Source organism: Brevundimonas sp. TWP1-3, from assembly GCF_049896085.1.
Taxonomy (GTDB): domain Bacteria; phylum Pseudomonadota; class Alphaproteobacteria; order Caulobacterales; family Caulobacteraceae; genus Brevundimonas.
On sequence record NZ_JAFCTP010000001.1, the window covers coordinates 1,976,635 to 1,998,741 of the forward strand.

The window sequence follows — 22,107 nt, forward strand, 5'->3', positions numbered from 1 at the left end:
ATCTGATGTTAAAGACGATGGTGGGTGATGTAGGGCACGAACGGGTTTGTTGTAAAACAACAAGTTAGATACGAAATGCCCTCGCAATCTTGGAGGGTCTTTGGAGGGTAGGGTGGGGGGCTGATCCGGGGGCACATGGTCCCGAAGAGAAGGTCTTTGGTGAAGCAACAGCCGAGGCTATGACCAATCGACTTTTAATTCATCGTCAAACCTAGTTTTGAAGTAGGCGGAAACAGTACGCCCCGGGAATAACACTCCGGTCGTTTGCTTGACCTCGTTCCAGCCGGGGTAGGGATCATCAACGAGCAGCCGGAACTGCTCCTGATATTGTGGTTCAAGGCAGTCGATCAGATAGGCAATAAAGAGGTGCACAGCCTCATAGTCTGCCACAGCGCTGATAGGATCATATTGACGTTCAAGGTTGGCGTAGAATGTCGATATGTGATCTCCAGGCACCGGATAGGTGGGGATGGTGCCGTCAAAATAAACCGTTTCAAATGTATCGCGGTCCGGGTCTATGTTGCCGTGAATTTCGTAATTTCGTTTTTGCATAACCTTGTGGAAGGCAACAAACTCGGGATGTGCCGAATTCGGGGCGACCTGAAAGGCGCGGCACTTGTAGAACAGGTCTGAAACTTTGATGTCAATTTCAGAACGAATGAAGGCCTGATACTGACGTTTATCCTGTCGCACTTCCGGCTTGCACAGGATTAGGATCATCATATTCAGAAATGCCTCAACAAGTATCGGCGTCAGAATTCTGAGTTCTAGAATATCGCCTGTTAGGCTGCTGGCCCGTTTCGAGGCGTCCTGGGCGTCTTTTAGGCCTTTTTTGTTGATAGCCCTACGAGAGGCAGGGGCAAACTCGGCAAATTTCCCCATCTGGTCAGTAATCCTGTCGTGCTTGTCCTCACACAAATTCGAAATCGCGACATATTTGTTTGGAAAAACTAGCCATTTCTCCAAAGATTTCGATGCTTCACTTTTATCTCGACCTATTCGGCCAAAGTCCTGCTTGATGGCGATGATTAGCGACTTCCAATCGTGGTCTGTCAGCACCGCGCCTATTTGGAAGTGCGTCTCTCGCGACATCCCCAGAATGTAGACGTCGGTGTCACCCGCTTTTAGATTCCAATCCCAGTGGAAGATGTTGTCGCTATCGTCGGAGCGCATCATGCTCTGAAGCCCATTTGGCGGGCCGAATTTAGCCTTGAGGTAGGAATACATGTCGAGGGTCGTCAGGTGGGTCCTGACTGCAAGGCTGCTGCCGGTGGGCTTGGCGCGCTTCTTTCTGGGTGCCGAAGTCTGCCCACGCCTCTTATCCAGCATCGCTTTGAATTCGTCGCGCGTTGCTGGGCGCCAAGCTGCGACATCGAGCACGACGTTTGTCATGGAAGCGCATCCGTTCGCGCTACGGCCTGGTCCGGATTGGCAGTTGTCCAGATGGTCATAAGCACCTTTCCAAGATGATCGGCCGCGTCGCCGCCGCCCTGTTCGCGCGCCTCGGTATTGGCCGACCCTCGGAATCTCCAATGTCCGATGCTAGTAAATGCGTTCGGGAGAAACCGCTAATGAAGCTTGTCGCCGCCATCGCCGCCGTGTTTCTGATAGGCGCAGCAGAGCCGACACCACAGCAGTTCGGCCTGCGTTGCGAACTGAACGCGTTGGGAACGACCGTCCACTACTCCAACCGCTACAGCCTCGATCTAAACAGGGGCGTCTGGTGCGGCGTTAGCGAGGAAACAAACACTTGCCATGAGGACCGCACCGTTCCTCTTGTCCGAGTGGACGCGGCCGAACTGGAATTGCTTCCTGCCGAGTTCCGCAACGGCCTCGCGAGACCGGCGATGGTTGTGAATAGGACGACCGGGATTCTGACCAGTGATTTGCTCACGGGGCCATGCACCAAGGTCGATTTCACGCCGATGCCTCAGGCTAGGTTCTAGCCCTCCCCCAGGTGACGCGGGCAGAATCACCGGCTACGGTAGCCACGGCTTGCGGATAGATTTTGCTGCCTTGTTTCGGGGCAGTTGATCGGGATGTTCGACTGAATGCCCCTACGCGACGATACGCTTTCCATGTAAACCTCTGGTTTGCCAACGAGTATCCGCAAGCCAATCTGTCCAGGGCTATGAATGACTGCGTTAGAGCGTCTGAGGCGATGCAGTACTTTAGCTGATGTAGCGCTTTTGCTGGGTGTTAAACCGTCAGGTTTGTCATACATTCTCTACAAGATCGATGATGACGCAAAGTATTATGAATTTCCAATACCAAAGCGTAGCGGTGGAACTCGGATAATACACGCCCCGATTGACGAACTAAAGCTAGTCCAAAAGCGCCTTTCGGCCCATCTTTCACTCTGCTTGCAAGAGATAACAAATAATAATGAAGTAGAAGATAATTGTGTTTTATCTCATGGGTTCCGAAAAGGTTTCTCTATAGTCAGTAATGCAAAACGACACCGAAATCGTCGGTACGTTTTCAATACGGATTTGTCTGAATTTTTTCCCTCCATCAATTTTGGGCGTGTTCGAGGGTATTTTATCCAGAACCGGGATTTCCGTCTTCCGGTTAAAGTTGCAACTATAATCGCTCAAATCGCTTGCAGGAACGGTGCATTACCACAAGGAGGTCCATGTTCGCCGATTATATCAAATCTAATTGGCAATATACTCGACGTTCACCTCGCCCGTTTGGCGTCGCGTAACGGATGTACTTACACGCGTTACGCGGATGATCTCAGCTTCTCGACAAATCTGAAGGATTTTCCTCGCGCGATCGCGACTCCTGACCCCAGCGGTTCAGGGGGTTGGAAGGCCGGACCTGAGTTGGAATCGCGCATTCGACGGGCCGGTTTCGCACTGAACCCCGTGAAGACTCGGATGTCGATCCGCAACTCCAGACAAATGGTCACCGGCCTTGTCGTCAACCATGTTGTTAACGTCCCGAAAGAGTATTACAAGAATACTCGTGCTATGTGCGACAAACTTTTCCGCACTGGTTCGTATGATTACTCCTACGGGACCAAGGTCCCCAGCCTCGGACGGGTGCTGGAACCACTGCACGGAAGAATTTCTTACATATTTAACGTCAAGTTTCCTAAGAATGACGATGGAGATCGTCATTCTGTAGAATGGAAAACTGGGACTCCGCCCGGAATTTACCGGATGTACAGGCAATTTTTAGATTTCAAATACTTTTACGGCATCCAGAGACCAACAATCCTGGCGGAGGGCAAGACAGACAATGTCTACCTGCGCGCGGCGATCCGGGCTCTGGGCGTGGGCTATCCCAGCCTAGCGACAATAGCTGACGGAAAAATCACGCTGATCCCCCACTTATTCAAGCGCAACGAAACCACACGTGTCGTTCAAGAACTTGGCGGTGGAACCGGCGAACTACAGACGCTGATCCCTCGGTATCAGCCGTCTACCCTAGGATTTTCTGCGCCACGGCCGACCGCCCCCGCCATCATCCTGGTTGATAATGACTCCGGGGCGCGCCCCGTATTCAGCGTCATCCGGACTGTTAAGAAGGCTGTCACCCCAATCGATGGCACCGCCCAGTTCTACCATATCTTCGGCAACCTGTATGTTGTGCCCTTGCCCCTACAGGGGGGAGCCAAGACCGACATCGAGTCGTTCCTTAGACCTGCTGTCACCGGCGTGGTCTTGAACGGCAAGCGGTTCCACAAGCCTAACACCGGCCTGAATCCCAATACCCATTTTGGAAAGGCCGCTCTGGCTGACTACGTCGCCAAACAGCCGCCAGGTACCGTGGACTTCAGCCAGTTTGCGCCGATCCTTGACGCCATCGTCGCTGTCCAAGCGGATTATCAGGCCAACGGCTGGCGATAGGTGCGGGGCGGCAGCCAGATCACGTGGATTGCAGGAGTCGCGCAAGCTTACTCGGCGGCACTGATGAACGTTATGCCGCTCATTCCCTTGTCGAAGGTCTCGTGAACTTGAATGTTACCGGCACCTAGCATTTCCTTCCAGATGGCCTCGACGTCGTCGTATGCGGTGGCGAAGAACTCGGGGGTAATGAGAGCATCAAACTCCGTCTGATACGCTCTCAGTAGGTTTTGCAGTTCGCCATCGGTTCCCTGGGCAACCCATTCCTTCTTCACTTTGACCGGCTTGCCGTGGGCCATCATGTCCCGGGCCTTGATAAGGCGAAGGATTGTTGAAGCCGGTCGCGCAGCAGGCTCCCACGATAGCCCAAGCGTGTTCCATACGGCTTCCCGCTTTTCCTTGCCGCTGGCGCGCTCATTCCAGTTCTGGACCTTCAGATCGCCGATGAAGTTCAGGTAGGCCTCAAAGGTGAACGCCAACATGGTGATGCCCGCCATCATATCGAGGCCGACGCCGTCCCTATCGCCGTCAGGTGCAAGGGCTTTGTCGATCCGCGTTTTCAGATGAAAGGCGGCCGACGAAAGGTCGTTGTGGATCAGGTCGATCCGTTCGACCTCCAGCAAGGCGTTGATCCGCTGCTCCGTCATCATCCGCACCTATCAAGTCGCCGGTTGTGAGCCGTAGCCGTTATGAACGTCAGCCAACAAGCTGACGACGAACTGTCCTGTATCCCGAGTCTAGAAACGTCCGTACGGCGAGGTCACCGACCGGATCGACGCGCCCCAACACGCCCGCACCGGCCGTGTCATTCCAGTAGGTTTCAAGCCATAAGGCCTTATCCCGGACCTTGCCGGTCGTGTTCGCAAGCCGTCGCGCAATGTAGTGCCTGATCAGCAGCGCGGGCTTGTCCATGACAACCTTTCCCGCGACCGGCGTCGGGTCGTAGTCATGGAAGTTGCGCAGGTAGTGCACATACCACCGCTCGGGTTCACCGATGTCGCGGATTACACAGTACGAGCCCCACTGATATGAGTCGCAGTCCTCTTTCACTGCTGCGGAGATCATCACCGTCGGGTGCTTCGTCGCGTCACGCTCCATGCCGTAGGCTTCCAACATCGCAGGCCCGAACATGAGGTCAGCGTCGTGGTGGATGTTGCCGCGCGTCAGACCGCCCCTGATGAGAATGTCCAGTTGCAGCAGATTTTCGGCAATCGTTCGGATGCTTTCGAGAATCTCGAAAAGGCCGTGCTCTGTAGGATCGCTGGAGATGACGATGCAGTCGGAGAACTGCGTGAAGTTGAGGCCCAGCTTCTCATTCTGCGCGGTGGAGGACCGCATTACGGCCATCGCCTCGGCGATGTTGGGACGCAACGACGGGTCGTCAGCCGTCGTCGCTACAAGAGCGCTGAACCCCAGCATGTCGATGAAGGCGACGTACTTTTCGCGATAGCAGTCAGCCATCATTCACTCCGAAGCGGCGAATGGCCGTCTTACGCAAACTTATCGCAAATCTCGGGTCCGCGAAGGAGAACGCCAGAAAACGATTCAACAAAATTTCAGAAAACGAGATTTCGGAATCGAAACGCCCGACCGGATTTCGTGAGGGCGAAGTTCTAAAATCGACTTGTGGACCTCGATCAGCAATCGGGTCCGCGCCCGCTTGGCGCGCATTAATAACAATCTAAGGTGTGGGCGGCTTGGAGCCCCCTCGGGCCGGATGTTAACCTTTACGGCGCCGGGCCCGTCCCCCGGTCTGGCCATCAGAGGAGCCGCAGCTAGATGAATATCAGGATGACGGCGAACGCAAACACGAGATTGAGGAGGCGGGTCACACAAAGATCACCGTGCCTAGATCACCGGTCACGGACTTGACAGCGCGCTGGATCGCCGAGCGATCAACCTTGTATTCGGCTGCTAGGGTGCCGAGCGTTTCGCCCGATTGGCGGCGCTGCGCGATCTCGCGGCGCTGGGCCTCCGAGAACAGCGCAGGGCGGCCCAAGGTCTTTCCTTCGCCCTTGGCGCGTACAAGCCCGGCTTGCGTCCGCTCAATGAGAAGGTCGCGCTCGAACTCGGCCACGGCGGCGAGGACGCCCATGGTCATACGACCGGCGGCGCTAGTCAGATCGGCACCCCCCAAAGCCAGGCAGTGAACCTTGACCCCCATGGCCGCCAACGAGTCGACGGTCGCCCGCACGTCCATGGCGTTACGGCCCAGCCGGTCCAACTTCGTGACCAGCAAGACGTCCCCTGCTTCCAGCTTGTGGGCGACCAGGGCGGCGAACGCGGGCCGCTCCATCGCCGACGTCGAGCCGGATATGGTCTCCGTCACGATCCGCTTCTCTTCGACGGAGAAGCCCGCCGCCTTAATCTCTTGGATTTGGTTGTCGGTCGTCTGGCCTAGGGTCGAGACGCGGGCATAGACGAAGGTGCGTGATGACATGATATTCTTCCATATCTAAAACCTGTATCGATTTAGAGAACGTATCTATAATCGAGTCAAGCTAGTTTTAGATACAGCCGTCGAAGACGGCTCGGAATCGGTCGATTCCGATACGATAGCGGCGACGCCCTGCACGGCGACCGCGACCCCGGCAACGTCGGCCTGGGTCTCGGTGCGGAGACCACCCTGGTGGCGGCCTGGGCGAGCGTGAGCGTGAGCCTTAGGCTGCCTTGACCAGCTGACTCCAACGCACTGTCGCACCTCTACCACAATTGGACGGCCCAATATCCGCAACAGAGGTTGTGACCGTATAACGCTTCTGCGAGACGCCGCCCCGGGCGGCGCGGTGGGCTGGCCGTTCTCGGGGAAACTGGCGGCGTCAAGTTCGGAGGTGTTGAAATCCGAGACCGTCAAGGTGCCGCCGCCACCTGAACGGCGTTAGACAGCTAGACAGCTAATTTGCGATCCTTAACACTGATCGACGGCTCCGAACGTTCACCTCTGATCCCCCGCGCCGGGCGATAGCGGCTGCCCTGCCTTTACCCCTTTATACCTGTCTAACTGTCTAGTTGAGATAGATAATCAATGGAAACAAGGGGTTGCCCGTAGACAGCCCCTAGACGGCCCCAAGACAGCCTCGAACCTGTCTACGCTGCGCTGGGCTCGCCATTGTCGGCGGCGGCGCCTGCACCCTTCGGCGCCGCCTCGACCTTTTGGAACACGCGTTGCTGGCCGTAGTCCTTGAACGTTTCACGAGTTCCGGTCGCCTCCCATCCCGGCAGGGTACGCATGATCTGGCCCAGGCTGGCGGCCCAGGCGTTGTTGTAAGCATCGAGGTCGCGGCCCAGGGCCTCGACCCAGATCAAGGGCAGGCAGGTCTTGTCCTTCTGCTTCTCCTCCAGCCACGCCTCAACCTTCCCTGTCAGCATGTCGTCGGCGGTATCGATGGTGCGCGACGATTGCAGCGTGCGGGCGGTGGTGCGTGCGGCTTCGTCCGACAGCCAGAGCGGCAAACGCCCAACCGACTGGGCCTTGCGCATAGCTTTGTAGAGGTGGACGGCTTCAGCCCACAGTTGGCCGATCTCCGCGCGCAGACGCTCGATGTCGATATTGTCTTCGACCTTGCACGCTATGGGCAAGAAGCGGCGCCCGCCCGTAGAATCCTTCAAGTAGGCGCTATCGTTCGTGGTCCCCAGGCAGATGTAACCGCGAGGGAAGAGGCGGGCGCGGCGTGCATACGCCAACCGCGCCTTATCAGTATGGCGGCTCAGGAACGCCTTCGTCTTGCGCACGTCAGCCTTTGCCATCCCTGTCAGTTCAGCCATCTCGGCGATCCAGACGCCCTGCATCTGTTCGACAGTTCCCTTTTCGTCATCCATCGACGCGTCAAGTTCACCAAACCAGTGAACGGCTAGGGTCTCGATGAAGGTGGACTTCCGCTTGCCTTGCAGCCCTTCCAGGATCACAGACTCGTCGATCTTCGTGCCGGGCTCGAATGCTCGCGCAACCGCTCCGGTCATCATCAGCTTGGCAACCTCGATGTGGTATGCGTCGTTGGGGGCGCCCAGGTAGTCGATGAACAACCCCGCGACGCGGGGCTTCTGGTCCCAGGCCAACTTGTTCAGATAGTCACGCACCGGATGGAACGCGTTCGACTTGGCCGTCAGGTTGATCGCCGCCGTCATGTCGCGATCAGAAATGCGGAGATCATAGCCACCGTCCTCCTCGGACGACTCCAGTAGGGCGCGCAAGGCGTTATCGTGGCCGTCGGCCCAGAGGTCGCCGTTGATGGGGTCGCGCACGGTCCAATCGGTGCCGTCCAACTGAACCACCGCGTCCGACTTCCGGCCCGGCGTCGCACGCAACACTGCCTCCCCGGTGAAGTCGTTAAACGCCATAACCCCGACCGTGCGCGGATCGTTCGTCAGGATCAGATGGATGTTGGGCAGGCTCGAAATGATGCGGCCTTTGTCCGTCAGGACCAGACGGTTCATCCACTCGTCGCCGCCATCGCGCTTCGGCTTCTTGGCGCGCGCAGGTGGCGCAGGTTCCTTTTCCAAAGGCTCATCGACACCCAGGTCACGCCAGTCCAGCGGCTTGCCACGGAACAGCTTATAGATAGGCGCTTCGGTCGGACGGCAGCGCGGCACGCGGATCATCGCGGCGGGATCACGCACGGCGCGCGGCAGAACGAAGCGCGACGACAGCCCGTGTGAAACACACGAGATCACTTCACCCCACATCTGGATTCCTGTCGTCTGCGTCGAGGCGGCCGCCGGATGATACGCCGGCGACAGCGGAACCGCGACGATGAAGGCTGGCAGTGGTTCATGGTGAATGGCAATCATCGCGCCATCAGCGGTCGCCCGGTTTTCATCGACGATCTCGACGGTGGCAGAGGTGTCGAGCCAGCCCAGCGCGTCGCCCAAATAGTAGGCGACCGACGTGGCGTTGATTTCCCGCCCGCCGTAGTTGGCAAGGTAGTTCTTGTCCAACCACTTCAGCACGTGGTCGCGCGGCAGCATCGTTTCCGTCCTGCCGTTCTCCGAGGTCGAGACCAGCACCGCCGTCCAGTTCTTTTCCTCGATACGACTGCTGACTTCGTCGAGGTTGACGCCTTCGATCTCGACCACCGCGACACCAATTTCAGTGACTGCGGTCTTCCGTCGCTGGGCACCTGCCAGCACAGCGGGGACGAACGCCATGCCGGGGACGCGGTCGGCGTCGATTTCGGACTCGGCCTTCAGATATTCAGTGAAACCGTCCCACGTCAGAGTCTGCGGCACCCATGTGGGGTTCTTTGCGCTAGGGCTTTTTGATGTGCTGAATTTGATCAGTGCGATGCCGCACCCGTTTTCTTTCACGATGGCATCCATCGTGTCAGGTTTATTGTATGTCATCTGTCTATAGCCGCCCCTATTGTCTTAGGGCGGGTACCTTTGCGTTACGTTCAGACTTGGCGGGCGGCAGGCCACGCCGGGGTTATCGCCACCGGAGAAGGCCGGGGACCTGTGATCTGACGTGGTCACCAAGACCCACAACACGCAACAGATTACTCGGATTTGCTTCAGGCATCGCAGTTGTGTATTGCATTTTTGCCGCGAAAAATCGCGTCCGGAGAAGGGCATAAGTAGAGTCACGTTTCATACGAAATGTGACTCTAATAGATGCTCAAAACCACCGTGCGGTTGTCGCAGTCACTTTGGGCGTCCAGAGCGACTCCCAGCCACCGGGTAGCATTGCCAGGGCGATCTCACCCGGCGCCGCGCCTGCCAACCAAGTTGAAGGCGACGGCGGCAGGGGGAGGCCGCACCCACAGCCCAGGACGACCGCGCCGTCGCCCAGAGCGACGCGTCCCTGTGGCGTCTCGGCCGTGCGATACAGCCGCCAGCTACACCCTCCCGCCGCCAGGGTGACAGTGCGCGGTAGGTCGCCGTGACGTTCGGAGATGGCGTCAAGGAGGCGGTCGGCTTTACCCCCGGCGGGGGTTTCGATGGCGACCACCCCGCCGCCGAGCCGGATTCCAAAAACTGCATCTGGTCGTTGGCGCCGAAAATCGGGGAGGCGTTGGATGTCCTTGAACGTCTTCCTGCGCCCATTTTTAGCCAGCCGGGTACCCGGAAACACCTTGACTCCTCCAAGCCCCAAGAAGGCGGCGGCAACCTCAAATGGATCGTCGGAAGAGGCGTTCGGCAGGACAGGCGGCGGGGTCCAGACCGGGCGGGGCAACGGCGCGAACGTCACCACAACTGCGCCGCCGCAGTCATTTGGACCCAGTCGCCCGGTTCCCCATCGAATTCGGGTTCGATAGGACGGGCGGGCGGGAGGCGTCGGGGGGCGCCGCACGGCGCTAGGGGGAACGCCCACCGCGCTGGGCCAGGGAAGCGGCGTCGGCGGGGGACCGGGGTGGGATCGGCGGGGCGATGACACATGTTATCGCCCGCTCACGAAGTAGGTGGCGACCTGAACGCAGATCGCTTCTACGAGGTCCTCGCCAGCGGTCGCGGCGTTAAAGTTCACGACGGTGGCGCCGACGCTCAGGCGGCTGCGCGTCCAGCCCAATGCGATCGTCGCGGTGTCGTCTAGCCGTTGCATGACGATGGCGGTCGGTGGGGTGTCGGCGGGACCGTCGTCGTCGTAGTCGAGATGGATCGAGAAGTCTCTTGTGACGCGTTGGAGACTGAAAAAGATGTGACGATCTACCAACAGCGAAAGGCGCTTCGGGATTGATCTGCCGGGCGAACCCGTCAGGCGGCCAGACAAGGCGCCGACGCCGGGAATGTAGGCATGATGTTGAAGGTGGACTTCGTTTTCCAGTCGGTGGGCGAAGCGGGTGGTGGCGTCCAGCGGCGTCGGGGTGGGCTCGTTGCGGCGGCGCATCAAGCCCGTGCGGGTCGAGGCGGTCATTGCGCCACCTCCGACAGGCCGGGCGTCAATGCTTCGGCCTGCTTGATCCAGGCATCAACCGCCGCTGCACTATAGAGGCGGCGGCTTCCAAGCTTGAGGTATGGAATCGGCTGAGGGCGGAGGGCCTGCCACTGTCTGCGGGTCATTCGCACCGGCAGGCGGTCACTGAAATCATCCCAGGCGACCAATGAGACGGCGGGCGTGGGGCCGGTCACAGGCGGGTCTCCATATCGGAGCCATTCACCGAATCCAGTTTGGCGGTGGCGCGACGGCGGATCGGAGTGGCATCAAAGTTCGGCTTCGTCTGGGCGGGCTTCGCCTCAGGCTTGCGACGCCAGAAATGAGCCGCCTCCGGATCACTTTTCAGTTCTAGCAGATAGCGTTCCAGCGAACGGCCGTCCGGCATACGTACGCCGACGCTGGACACCTCTGCGCCTGCATGAAGGGCGCGGGCCGCCAGGTCCAGGACGACGGTCGGCCCCGCAAGGCCAAGGATGGGGGCGAGAACGTGAATGGCGTTCTCGATGCCGTGGCGGCGGGCGAGGTCGGCAGGCGTGATCGGAATTGGATTCAGCATAGATAGAGGTTTCGTCCGCTCAAGGCGGTGCGCTCCAGAGATGTGGTGGTGGTCGAGGTGGATGCGCGAATATCGGAGGAGAGCCGGTCTCGATTGTACGCATCAGCGCGACGCCCCGCCGCTACCTCGTATCTCTGTTTAAACAAAATCGACAGAAATGTCAATTAGTTTATGCGAGATGTTCAGTTTTAATTGGTGTATTATACAAATGTTGTTATAAAATCGATTTTAGTTAGATCAAATCGACAATTACTTACTGTTTAGAGTCATGTAGGGCGGCGCGGGCGGGGGCCGATCATTTTCACGTTTCTGCCAAGGTCTGGTACGCTAGGCGTGGTCGGAGCCGGACGAGCAGAAGAGCGCTCCAGTAATTAGATTTTGAGTTGGCCGAAATTGATTTTTGCTAAGTTATCTGCAAGCATCTTCACTTCGTTGCGACCGTAACGGCGTCCTACAGTCTGTTGAGACCATCCGCCAATTGCGTCCAGGACTTCCTCAAGGATGTCGTGCTTTCTATATCTCTCACGTAAAGTGTGGCGAAATCCGTGACCACCGACGAGTCGAGGCGCGTCTGTTACCGCATCATCGAGAATTTTATTGATGCGTTTCGAGTAGTAGTGCGCCCAATCCACCTTGCCGCCCTTTTGGATGCGCGGTTTGATCTCGGGGAAGAGGCGCGTGGCGCCTTCGGCCTTCCTGCGCGCCACAAGGTCCATGATCCCTGCTTCGATTGCCAATGGATGAATGGGCGCCAGCCGCTCGCTTCCAGCGTTCTTATGGCTCTTGTCGTCATCCCGGCGGCCGGTCTCGTCGAAGGGCGACAGGTCCAGGTAAGGCGTCCCTTCAAATTCCTTCACGTCCCCGACCCTCAGTTGGAGCAGTTCGCTAATTCTCGCTCCGTTGAGGCCCAGGGCGGGCACGAAGAACAGCGCCTTGCCGTCCGCCTTGTAGGGCTGGAGGGCGGCGAAGAATGCCGCCAGTTCGGCGTCTGTGAAGCCCTCGCGCCTCACGCTAGCCCTTCGGGCACCCGCGCGGCCTCGGAATGGATTGCGGTCGGCGAAGTCGTTTTTGCCTGCCCAGTTCCAGATCATTGAGGCGAACGTAATGTAGCGGCGGGCCGTGTTGCGAGAGACCGTTGGTTTTCCGTCCGCCTGGGCGCGTTCGATGGCATCGACGAGCGGGGCGTCCTTGTAGATTTTTCCAGCGTTGGAGGGGATTTTCTCGCAGAACGCGGCGAAGGCCCGCGCGTCTTCGTTCTCTATTGACCGGACGAACCGGCCCTCGCCGAAGAATTCCTTGAGGGCGCGGACAGGGGCCACCAAGTCCTTAGTCGCGTTGTGGGTCGCGGCGAAATCCGCTTCGTAGGCGTCCAGCAGATCGCCCAGCGTCTTGTCGGTGATGGTGGGGACGAAAGCGGGCGTCGCTGCAACAACCGGAGCGCTGGCGTTCGCCGTGACCAGCGCAAGGGTGGCGGCGAAACGGCGCTCGGCTTCTTCGGCTTCAGCCACCTCTCGCCACGCCTTGGCGAAGGTGGGGCGGACTGCCGCCCGGACCTTGGTATCCAGCGAGCCGACGACCTCTTGAAGACGGACGTCAAAGCCGTCGATGTCACGCCAGCGCTCCGGTGCCGTCTCGGCCTCCCGTAGTAGTCGGATTAGACGGTGCGTTGCCGGAGGGATCGTCAGTCCTCGGTCGAGTTCTGGTGCGGCGGCGAAATAGGCCGCCGCCCAATTAACGGCGCCGGTGGTCAGGCCGGGCGTCTCGATTGACAGGGGAGCGGCAAGGTCGAGATGCTTCACCTCAAGGCGAGCGCCGCCCAGGTTAATCCCGACCTTGCCGCCCTCGGCGCCGAACAAATCAATCATAGCCCCGAACCCTAAAGCCCAAGCGACCTTGTTCGACCGCCACGCCTCGATCATGTCGAGGGCATGGGCCACGTCCTGGGGGTTGCCGCGCTTGCGCAGGCCAGCAATTGCGCGGTTCCATCGTTCATGGATGTTCCGGCCTTGGGCCTGGGCCTCGCCCAAGTCCACATGGCCCGTGGACTGCCAGAGTTCGGCGCGAGCGCGGCCTGTAGGCCCGATGAAGACGGCGCGCCGGGGGTCATCGGCAGGTAGGGCGTTCACGATGTCACGCACATTCGCCGGGACTGCCTTCCGCGCGATCCAGACGCAACCCGGCCCGTCGCGCGTCAGTCCCTTGGCCATATAACCGCTCCTTTTTTTGGAGGGTAATTGGAGGGTCTTTTAGGCGCGCAAAGTCAACCCCAATAAGGGATTGGCAGGATTTCAATGGCTTGGGAAGACGATGGTGGGTGATGTAGGGTTCGAACCTACGACCCGCTGATTAAGAGTCAGCTGCTCTACCAACTGAGCTAATCACCCGACCGATCGTCTGCGTCTTCGGGGGCGAGAGGCCTTGCCGAAGGGCGCTCCTACTACCCAGCGGTTCGGGGGTTGGCAAGCGCTTTCGCAAACTTTCTTCGGCGGGTTATGGTCCGCACGGAATCAGCCGCGGCAAGCGGCGGGGGAGCGAGCTTCATGGCCTTCTGGAACCGGCGTCGATCAATCGATGTCATGATGGCGCCGCACGATGGACCGCGGCTGAAGCCGACGCTGAGCTGGCCGCATCTGCTGGCCCTGGGCGTGGGCGCCATCGTCGGCACCGGCATCCTGACGCTGATCGGCGTGGGGGCGGGCCTGGCGGGGCCGGCGGTGATGATCAGCTTCGGCCTGGCGGGACTGGTCTGCGCCTGCGCGGCCCTGGCCTATGCCGAGCTGTCGACCATGATGCCGACCGCGGGCAGCGCCTACACCTATTCCTATGCCGTGCTGGGCGAGATGATCGCCTGGGTCGTGGGGTGGAGCCTGATCCTGGAATATTCGCTGGTGGTCTCGGCCGTGGCTGTGGGCTGGTCCGGCTATGCCGTCGGTTTCCTGAGCGGGCTGGGCGTCGATCTGCCGCTGGCGCTGGTGGCTGGGCCGCATGCGGGCGGGATCATTAACCTGCCGGCGGTAGCCATCATCGGGGTGGTGACGGGCCTGCTGCTGCTGGGCACCAAGGAGAGCGCGACGCTGAACGCGGTTCTGGTGTTGATCAAGATCGCGGCGCTGGTGGTGTTCGTGGCCATCGCCCTGCCGGCGTTCAAGCCCGAGCATTTCACGCCCTTCATGCCCAACGGCTTCGGCGCGCCCTTCGTCCAGACGGGGGTGATGGCGGCGGCGGCGATTATCTTCTTCGCCTTCTATGGGTTCGACGCCATCTCGACGGCGGCGGAAGAGACCAAGAAGCCCGAGCGCGACCTGGCCATCGGCATCGTCGGGTCCATGCTGATCTGCACGGCGCTGTATCTGGTGGTAGCGGCCGCCGCCATCGGCGCGCGGCCGGTGGCGAGCTTCGCCAGCAGCCCAGAGCCTTTGGCTTTGATCCTGCGTGAGATGGGCCAGGGGACGGCGGCCCAGTGGATCGCGGCGGCGGCGGTGATCGCCCTGCCGACCGTGCTGCTGGCCTTCCTGTTCGGCCAGAGCCGCATCTTCCTGGGAATGGCGCGCGACGGCCTGCTGCCGCGTCGTCTGGCCAAGGTGTCTAGCCGGGGCGTGCCGGCTGTAGTGACGGTCTTTACGGCTGTGGTCGTGGCGATCCTGGCGGGGCTTCTGCCGCTGGACGAGCTGGCGTCGCTGGCGAACGCCGGGACGCTGGCGGCCTTCTGCTCGGTCGGTGTCTGCCTGATTGTGCTGCGTATCCGCGAGCCGGGTCGCCGGCGGGTGTTCAAGGCGCCGCTGTGGCCGTTGGTCGGAGCCGTCAGCGTGATCGGCTGCATCGTCTTCTTCCTGAGCCTGAAGCCGGTGACGCAGATCGGCTTCTTGATCTGGAACGTGATCGGCGTAGCGATATATCTGCTTTGGTCGTCCAAGAACTCGCGCCTAGCCAAGGGCGAGGAGACGGCGGCCTGATGGCGTTGCGCGATCTGACCGGCGCGGTCGATTTCGCCGTGCTGAACGGCATGACGGGCGGCGACGACGCCATCAACGAGGAGGTGCTGGGCCTGTTCGTCCAGCAGGCCGGTCTGTGGTCCGTCATGCTGGACCCCAAGTCCGAGGGCTGGCGCGATGGGGTCCACACGATCCGGGGCGCAGCGGCGGGCATCGGGGCGCGAGACCTGGCGGCGATCTGCGCCGAGGCGGAGGGCGCGAACCAGACCCTGGCCGCGCCGGCTCTGGAGCGGGTCCGCGATGCCCTTGAGGCGGCGCTGGCGGACGTCGCGGCCTATCGCCATGAGCTGATGCTTCGGGGCCTTAAGGCCTGAGGCTGTAGGGGTGGAAGTTGGACTCGGGGAAAAAACGGTCCAAGTGTCCAAGTGAGTCCAACTTCGACGGATGTGCTAAATTGCACTGCACTCCGAAAACGCGTGCAAAATGCAAGAAAGTGCAATTTCGGCTGGTTAAGCGCGCAGCGATGTCAAATACCGAACGGCCATTATACGGCGCCCGGAGGGAGCGGTAGGTCGATTGACGCTGCTCGCATTTAAGAGGCTGAAATCAAACGATCACGCTTCCGAAAATAGGATGGCTGAAGCGTCTGAGGCCGTTGGGCTACGATGCATTCTCTGCAGCATGCCGGACGTCCAGAATGAAGACGCGCGCGCCGACGACCTTGTACCGAAGCAAGTAGGGGGGGATGTGGGTCAGTTGACGACGGCCGCCGGGGATGGGTGCGCCTCTTTCGGGATGTTCAGCCAGGCTTGCGCCGGCTGACATGAGGCGTAGGGCCATGCGCTGACTGGCCAGCGGACTGAACTGAGCAATGTATGTTCGGATGGCTTCGACGTTCCGAATGGCTTTCGCCGTCCAGATGACCTCAGCCATCGATATTCCATTTGGCCGGAGGCGGACCTTCTTGCGGCGTCCCCCAGGTCTTCAGCCACTCGACCACGTCTTCATGCGGGACGACGCGACCGGCCACAATGTCGGCCTCAGCCTCTGCAAGCGAATGCGCGTCCGCCTCTGCGTCGTGATCGTTGAAGATGGAGGTTTCCGGTCGAGCCATGACCGAAAGTTACCATTTTATCGACCTAGCTGCGAGTCCGGTCGTACGTCGCGAACTCGTGGGCGATGCAGCGGTCGATGAGCAGGCGCCAGACGGGTTCGGCGATGTCGGGCGACAAGTGGTGCGCCTCGGCGGCGACCAGAACCTTGGCCACCACGTCGTCGATGCGGGCCTGGTCGAAGACGGCGTCGCGGTCGGGCTTGATGCGGGCGGCCGCCTCCATATAGCGCTGACGTTCGGCCAGCAGGGCGACCAGGGCGCGGTCTAGGGCATCGACGCCCTGGCGGACGTCGGACATCGACTGGCATTCGGCGGGATCGACACGAGCGTCGACGGCGACAAGGGCAGGGTGGTGCATGGCGGTGGGGTTAGCCGCTCAGGCCGCGCAAGCCAAGACGTCAGCCGACGAAGGCGCGTTCCAGCACATAGTCGGCGGGCTCGGCGTTTGAGCCTTCCTTCAGCCCATAGGTCTCCAGCAGTTCGCCGGCTTCCTTGATCATGGCCATGGAGCCGCACAGCATGACGCGGTCGCGGGCGGGATCGAAACCGTCGGGCAAGCCCAGGTCGCGGAAGAAGTCGCCGGACTTGATGCGGTCGGTGATACGGCCGGGGGTTTCGAATTCTTCGCGCGTGACCGTCGGATAATAGGTCAGCTGCGCCTTGGCCTCGTCGCCGATCAGCGGGTCGTCATGGATCTCCCGGGTGAAGAAGTCGCGATAGGCCAGGTCTGCGACGCTGCGCACCGTGTGAATTACATAGACATGGCCGAAGCGGGAATAGGTGTCGGGGTCGCGGGCGACGCTAAGCCAGGGGGCCAGGCCCGTGCCCGTGCCGATCAGGAACAGCCGCTCGCCGCCGGTCAGGGCGTCCAGCACCAGGGTGCCGGTGGGCTTCTTACCCATCAGGACCGTGTCGCCGGCGACGATCTTCTGCAGGCGCGAGGTCAGGGGGCCGTCGGCGACCTTGATCGAGAAGAACTCCAGCTCCTCGGCCCAGCAGGGGCTGGCGATGGAGTAGGCGCGCAGGACGGGTTTGCCGCCGCCTTCGCCCGGAAGGCCGATCATCACGAACTCGCCCGAGCGGAAGCGGAAATCCTCGGGCCGTTTCACGCCGAAGCTGAACAGGCTGTCGGTCCAATGGCGGACCCACAGAACCTCCAGTTCATTGAACGGGCTGGCTTTCACGGGGGCGGGGGAGAGGGCGGCGTCGGTCATGGTGCGGTCTCTCTAATCTGAGACCCGCTCGCAGGGAAGAAAAAGCCTTTCGTCAGACGGCGACTTTTCCTCGTGACGGCTTGCAGAAGGGCCGCTAGCGTCCGGCCCCATGCGCACAGTCCTTCTTGCTTCGACCATCCTCTTGTCGGCGGGTTCCGCACTCGCCCAAGAGACGCCCTCCAACATCCTGACGCCGGAGCGGGTCTTCTCCAGCCCCAGCCTGAACGGCCCGGTGGCCAAGGGGGTCAGCCTGTCGCCGGATGGGCAACTGGTGGCCTTCCTGCGCTCGCGCGAGGACAATGTGGATGTCCAGGACCTGTGGGCCGCCCCGACGGGCGAGGGCGAACCCTACAAGCTGATCGATGCCCAGGCGCTGGTTCCAGACGCCGGAGAATTGTCGGAGGCCGAAAAGGCGCGGCGCGAGAGGATGCGGATCAGCGCGCGCGGCGTGGTCGAATATTCGTGGGACCAGCAGGGCCGCTACATCCTGGCGCCGCTGGAAGGCGACATCTTCCTGGCCAATCGGGCCGACGGCAAGGTGCGGCGCCTGACCGAGACGCCGGCCGACGAGATCGACGCCAAGGTTTCGCCCAAGGGCAGCTATGTTTCCTGGGTCCGTGATCAGAACCTGGTCGTCTATGATCTGGCCAGCGGCCAGGAGACGCCGATCACCGACGACGGCGCGGGCCTGATCACCTGGGCCATGGCCGAGTTCATCGCCCAGGAGGAGATGGACCGCGATACCGGATACTGGTGGAGCCCCGACGAACGCTACATCGCCCTGACCCGCGTGGACGAAAGCCCGGTGGACATTGTGCCCCGGTTCGAGATCACCGGCGCAGGCGCGACCATGGTCGAGCAGCGCTATCCCCGCGCCGGCCGTCCCAATGCGGTGGTCGAACTGTATGTGCGCGACCTGCAGGGCGGGGGACGGGTCAAGGTGGACCTGGGCGCCAACACCGACATCTATCTGGCGCGGGTCGATTGGGCCGGCGACGGCAAGACCCTGTATGTCCAGCTCCAGTCGCGCGACCAGAAGACGCTGGACCTGCTGAGCGTCGATCCGACCACGGGCGCGTCGCGCGTGATCCTCAGCCAGAAGGCCTCGGCCTGGGTCGATCTGAACAATGACTTCCACGTCCTGCCGGACGGCCGCTTCATCTGGTCGAACGAGGACAGCGGCTGGCGCCACCTGTATCTGTACGACCGTAACGGCCGTCAGCTACGCGCCATCACGCGGGGCGACTATCCGGTCAAACATCTGGACGGCGTCAACGCACAGACCGGCGAGGTCTATTTCACCGCCTCGATGCGCGACGGCGAGGAACTGCCGATCGAGCAGCAGATGTTCCGCGCCAGTCTGAACCGCACGGTCGATCCCGTGGCAGTGACGCCGGGCGGCGGCTGGTGGAGCGTGTCGGTCAACGGGCCGGCGACGGCCTATGTCGGCAACTATTCGGATCCCGCCACCCCGCCGCAATCGGCCCTGTATCGGATCGACGGCACGCGCGTGCGCTGGATCGAGGAGAACAAGCTCGACGCCGCACACCCCTTCACCCCCTATGTCTCGCGCCTGCGCGCGCCCGAATTCGGCACAATGCAGAGCCACGGCCAGAGCCTGGTCTGGCGCATGACCACCCCGCCGGATTTCGACCCGTCCAAGAAATATCCGGTGGTGATGCAGGTCTATGGCGGCCCCGGTACCGGCGCGGGCGTGCAGAAGAGCTGGCAGCCGCTGACCAACCAGTTGCTGACCGAGGCGGGCTACATCGTCTTCCGCGTCGATAATCGCGGCGAGGGGGATCGGTCGCAGGCGTTCGAGACCAGCATCTATCGCCGCCTGGGCATTCCGGCGGTCGAGGATCAGACTTTAGCCGCCAAATGGTTGAAGACCCTGCCCTATGTCGATGCGGACCGGATCGCCATGATGGGCTGGAGCTTCGGCGGCTTCCTCAGCCTGCTGGCCGTGACTGAGCCCGATGCCGGTCTGGCCTCGGCTCTCGCCGGCGCCGCCCCGACGGAATGGAGCCTGTACGACACCCATTACACCGAACGCTACATGTCCACGCCCCAGGACAATCCGGAAGGCTATGCCGCCACCGACGTTCTGCCGCGCCTGGATGATCTGACCGGCCGCCTGCTGATCCTGCACGGCATGGCCGACGACAATGTCATTTTCGGCAACGCCACCCGCGTGATCGACGCCCTTCAGGCCAAGAGCATGCCGTTCGAGATGATGCTCTATCCCGGCCAGAGACACGGCGTCCGCGGCGAACCGAGGCAACTGCAGCAATGGCGCACCTATCTCGACTTCCTGGACCGCACGATCGGCAAGCGCGCGGAACCGGCCGCCGACTGATCCTCGCGGCTGCGGTCGCGCTGTCCCTGGCGGGCTGCGCGGCCGGGGCGGGCGGTCAGGAGGGGGATTATCCGCCCGCGTTGGCGGTGGTCGCGGCCGGCCGCCTGAACGACAGCGCCCACGCCGTCCTGCGCTGGAGCGACTCTTCACCGACTAGCGGCGGCGCGTCCGCCGTGTCCGGCATGCCGATCCTGCTGAAGGACAATATCGAGACGGCGGACATGCCCACCACGGCCGGGTCGCTGGCTTTGGCGAACAATGCGCCGGGCCGCGACGCCCCTCTGGTCGCCCGGCTGCGGGCCGGGGGCGCGGTCATCGTCGGCAAGACCAATTTGTCGGAATGGGCCAACATCCGGTCTTCGGACTCGATCAGCGGTTGGAGCGCGGTCGGGGGGCAGACGCTGAACCCCTATGATCCCGCGCGTACGCCGTGCGGATCATCGTCAGGCAGCGGTGCGGCGGTGGCGCTGGGCCTGACGCCGGTCGCGATCGGGACGGAGACAGACGGGTCGATCACCTGTCCGGCCTCGGTCAACGGCGTAGTCGGGTTCAAGCCCACCGTCGGCCTGGTGTCGCGGACCCATATCGTGCCGATCAGCCATTCTCAGGATACGGCCGGGCCGATGGCGACGACGGTCCGGGATGCCGCCAAGGTGCTGACGGTCATCGCCGGGTCCGATCCGGCCGATCCCGCCACGGTCGAGGCTGACGCGCGAAAGGTGGACTATGCCGCCGGGCTGGACGCCGGTTCCCTGCGCGGCGCGCGGATCGGGGTGATGCGGTTCCTGAAGGGGTATTCGGCCGAGACCCAGGCGGTGTTCGAACAGAACCTGCAGGCCCTGCGCGATGCAGGCGCCGTGCTGGTCGATCTGCCGGAGGGGCCGGACGGTCGGGTCATCGGAACGGCCGAGTTCAAGGTGCTGCTGTACGAACTGAAGCACGACCTGAACGCCTATCTGGCCTCGACCGACCCGAAACAGGTCCACACCCGAACTTTGGCCGACGTGATCGCTTTCAACGCCGCCGAGCCGCGCGAGACGGTGCTGTTCGGTCAGGACATCTTCGAGCGCGCTCAGGCGATGGGCGATCTGACGGAGGCTGACTATCTGGAGGCGCGCGCGATTTCGCTGCGGCTGGCGGGACCGGAGGGGATCGACCGGCTGATGCGAGACAATGCCCTGATCGCCCTGATCGCCCCGACGACTTCGCGGGCCTGGACCAACGATCCCAAGGATGAGGACGACATGGAGGGCTCGGCCAGCCAATTGGCCGCCGTCGCCGGCTATCCGCACCTGACCGTGCCGATGGGCTTTGATCGGGGGATGCCGGTGGGCTTGAGCTTCCTTGGTGGGAAGTGGGAGGACGCACGCATCCTTTCGCTGGGTTACGCCTTGGAACAGGTGACCCAGGCGCGGCGGCCGCCGCCTGTCGTTCGTCCCTGACATCGGTTCGGGGTGGCCGCGAGGGATTGCGGCATGAGCAACGGCGACTCTCACTTTCAGCGGCGGATCATAGCGTGAGCGACCTGATCGCCAACATCGTCGGTTCGGCGGCGGCTGTCTGCTCGATCACCAGTTTCGCGCCCCAGGCGATCAAAATCTGGAAGGAGCGCGACGCGTCCTCGGTCAGCCTGAAGACCTATTCGCTGACGGTGACCTGTTTTGTCCTGTGGGTGGTCTATGGCGTGATGACGCAGGCGTGGCCGGTGACGGTGGCGAACGCCTGCGCCCTGGTGATGGCGTCGGGCGTGCTGGCGATGAAATGGCGGTTTCGGGATGGCGATCCGCAGAAGTGATGCGAGCTTTACCCGACGTGATCTTGGCGCCTTCGCCGATGCGGGCTAACCCGTAGTTCACAACGTCCTTTTAGGGAGACGCCCCCAATGCCCGATCTCGCACAAGTCACCGAACACATCCGCGGCGCCGTCGGCGACAACTCCGGTCTCGGCAAGACCGTGAAGCTCGACCTCGGCGACGAGGGCAAGATCTACATCGACGGCGCCTCGGTGCCGAACACCGTCACCAACGAAGACAAGCCCGCCGACGCTACGGTCTCGATCAAGTGGGACGACTTCATGGCCCTGTCGGAAGGCAAGCTGGATCCGATGATGGCCTTCATGCAGGGCAAGCTTAAGATCGCCGGCGACATGATGATCGCCCAGAAGCTGGCTCCGCTGCTGAAGCGCTGATGCCGGTCTGAACGACCAGTTA

At 61.5% G+C, this 22,107-nt stretch carries 22 protein-coding genes and 1 tRNA gene; 8 read left to right on the forward strand and 15 right to left on the reverse strand.

The genetic code is table 11. The features are described 5' to 3' along the window. Positions 1-177: 177 nt before the first annotated feature. Positions 178-1,392 carry a hypothetical protein gene (locus ACP693_RS09800; protein WP_426017216.1) on the reverse strand — a complete coding sequence of 405 codons (1,215 nt, stop codon included), beginning with the start codon at positions 1,390-1,392 and terminating at the stop codon, positions 178-180. 179 nt (positions 1,393-1,571) lie between these two features. On the opposite strand from ACP693_RS09800, the gene ACP693_RS09805 reads away from it, so the two are divergent. Both ACP693_RS09805 and ACP693_RS09810 read left to right on the forward strand, forming a co-directional pair. Beyond that, positions 1,572-1,946, forward strand: a complete 375-nt coding sequence (locus ACP693_RS09805; RefSeq protein ID WP_426017215.1) for a hypothetical protein — start codon at positions 1,572-1,574, stop codon at positions 1,944-1,946. 189 nt (positions 1,947-2,135) lie between these two features. Beyond that, a complete protein-coding gene (locus ACP693_RS09810) occupies positions 2,136-3,857 on the forward strand; it encodes a retron Ec67 family RNA-directed DNA polymerase/endonuclease (RefSeq protein ID WP_426017213.1) in 1,722 nt (573 codons plus the stop codon). A 47-nt stretch (positions 3,858-3,904) separates the two neighbouring features. Here the strand turns inward: ACP693_RS09810 and ACP693_RS09815 are convergent, their stop codons facing one another. From ACP693_RS09815 to ACP693_RS09860, 10 genes are all read right to left on the reverse strand, one after another. Further along, positions 3,905-4,504, reverse strand: a complete 600-nt coding sequence (locus ACP693_RS09815; protein ID WP_426017211.1) for a hypothetical protein — start codon at positions 4,502-4,504, stop codon at positions 3,905-3,907. 46 nt (positions 4,505-4,550) lie between these two features. Next, a complete protein-coding gene (locus tag ACP693_RS09820; RefSeq protein WP_426017209.1) occupies positions 4,551-5,315 on the reverse strand; it encodes a hypothetical protein in 765 nt (254 codons plus the stop codon). A gap of 367 nt (positions 5,316-5,682) precedes the next feature. Beyond that, a complete protein-coding gene (locus tag ACP693_RS09825) occupies positions 5,683-6,294 on the reverse strand; it encodes a recombinase family protein (protein WP_426017207.1) in 612 nt (203 codons plus the stop codon). Between the two features lie 647 nt (positions 6,295-6,941). Beyond that, entirely contained in the window at positions 6,942-9,170 is a 2,229-nt protein-coding gene (locus ACP693_RS09830) for a VapE domain-containing protein (protein WP_426017205.1), read from the reverse strand. A 295-nt stretch (positions 9,171-9,465) separates the two neighbouring features. Next, positions 9,466-10,224: a bifunctional DNA primase/polymerase gene (locus ACP693_RS09835; protein WP_426029315.1), complete on the reverse strand. Its 759-nt coding sequence runs from the start codon at positions 10,222-10,224 to the stop codon at positions 9,466-9,468. A 3-nt stretch (positions 10,225-10,227) separates the two neighbouring features. Beyond that, complete coding sequence (locus ACP693_RS09840; protein ID WP_426017204.1) at positions 10,228-10,701, reverse strand: hypothetical protein; 474 nt, start codon at positions 10,699-10,701, stop codon at positions 10,228-10,230. Further along, the gene (locus ACP693_RS09845) at positions 10,698-10,916 is read right to left on the reverse strand and encodes a hypothetical protein (protein ID WP_426017203.1); all 219 of its coding nucleotides are present in this window, start codon (positions 10,914-10,916) and stop codon (positions 10,698-10,700) included. The genes ACP693_RS09840 and ACP693_RS09845 overlap by 4 nt, the downstream gene beginning before the upstream one ends. Further along, on the reverse strand, positions 10,913-11,278 hold the full coding sequence (locus ACP693_RS09850; protein WP_426017201.1) for a hypothetical protein: 366 nt from the start codon (positions 11,276-11,278) through the stop codon (positions 10,913-10,915). Before ACP693_RS09850 ends, ACP693_RS09845 begins: the two co-directional genes overlap by 4 nt. Positions 11,279-11,649: 371 nt before the next feature. Beyond that, a complete protein-coding gene (locus ACP693_RS09855) occupies positions 11,650-13,485 on the reverse strand; it encodes a hypothetical protein (RefSeq protein ID WP_426017200.1) in 1,836 nt (611 codons plus the stop codon). Between the two features lie 101 nt (positions 13,486-13,586). Beyond that, a tRNA-Lys gene (locus tag ACP693_RS09860) sits at positions 13,587-13,662 on the reverse strand. A 156-nt stretch (positions 13,663-13,818) separates the two neighbouring features. Here ACP693_RS09860 and ACP693_RS09865 point away from each other — a divergent pair. After that, positions 13,819-15,231, forward strand: coding sequence for an amino acid permease (locus tag ACP693_RS09865; protein ID WP_426017198.1), 1,413 nt, complete (start codon positions 13,819-13,821; stop codon positions 15,229-15,231). Then, entirely contained in the window at positions 15,231-15,584 is a 354-nt protein-coding gene (locus ACP693_RS09870) for an Hpt domain-containing protein (RefSeq protein WP_426017197.1), read from the forward strand. The genes ACP693_RS09865 and ACP693_RS09870 overlap by 1 nt, the downstream gene beginning before the upstream one ends. A gap of 286 nt (positions 15,585-15,870) precedes the next feature. Here ACP693_RS09870 and ACP693_RS09875 read toward each other — a convergent pair whose 3' ends face one another. From ACP693_RS09875 to ACP693_RS09890, 4 genes are read right to left on the reverse strand one after another with little or no spacing between them, the layout of a single operon-like run. After that, entirely contained in the window at positions 15,871-16,143 is a 273-nt protein-coding gene (locus tag ACP693_RS09875) for a type II toxin-antitoxin system RelE/ParE family toxin (protein ID WP_409716319.1), read from the reverse strand. Then, entirely contained in the window at positions 16,136-16,324 is a 189-nt protein-coding gene (locus ACP693_RS09880; protein ID WP_426017195.1) for an antitoxin, read from the reverse strand. Before ACP693_RS09880 ends, ACP693_RS09875 begins: the two co-directional genes overlap by 8 nt. A 25-nt stretch (positions 16,325-16,349) precedes the next feature. Then, entirely contained in the window at positions 16,350-16,682 is a 333-nt protein-coding gene (locus tag ACP693_RS09885) for a chorismate mutase (protein ID WP_426017193.1), read from the reverse strand. Between the two features lie 40 nt (positions 16,683-16,722). Further along, a complete protein-coding gene (locus tag ACP693_RS09890) occupies positions 16,723-17,538 on the reverse strand; it encodes a ferredoxin--NADP reductase (protein ID WP_426017191.1) in 816 nt (271 codons plus the stop codon). 109 nt (positions 17,539-17,647) lie between these two features. Here ACP693_RS09890 and ACP693_RS09895 point away from each other — a divergent pair, with 109 nt between their 5' ends. The 4 genes from ACP693_RS09895 (at position 17,648) to ACP693_RS09910 (ending at position 22,085) form a co-directional block, all read left to right on the forward strand. After that, positions 17,648-19,897, forward strand: coding sequence for a DPP IV N-terminal domain-containing protein (locus ACP693_RS09895; protein ID WP_426017190.1), 2,250 nt, complete (start codon positions 17,648-17,650; stop codon positions 19,895-19,897). Beyond that, positions 19,831-21,339 (forward strand): amidase, encoded by a 1,509-nt coding sequence (locus ACP693_RS09900; RefSeq protein WP_426017188.1) that lies wholly within the window; start codon positions 19,831-19,833, stop codon positions 21,337-21,339. The genes ACP693_RS09895 and ACP693_RS09900 overlap by 67 nt, the downstream gene beginning before the upstream one ends. 74 nt (positions 21,340-21,413) lie before the next feature. Continuing rightward, positions 21,414-21,692 carry a SemiSWEET family sugar transporter gene (locus ACP693_RS09905; RefSeq protein WP_426017186.1) on the forward strand — a complete coding sequence of 93 codons (279 nt, stop codon included), beginning with the start codon at positions 21,414-21,416 and terminating at the stop codon, positions 21,690-21,692. Positions 21,693-21,779: 87 nt separating this feature from the next. Next, positions 21,780-22,085 carry an SCP2 sterol-binding domain-containing protein gene (locus ACP693_RS09910; protein WP_426017184.1) on the forward strand — a complete coding sequence of 102 codons (306 nt, stop codon included), beginning with the start codon at positions 21,780-21,782 and terminating at the stop codon, positions 22,083-22,085. Positions 22,086-22,107 lie beyond the last annotated feature (22 nt).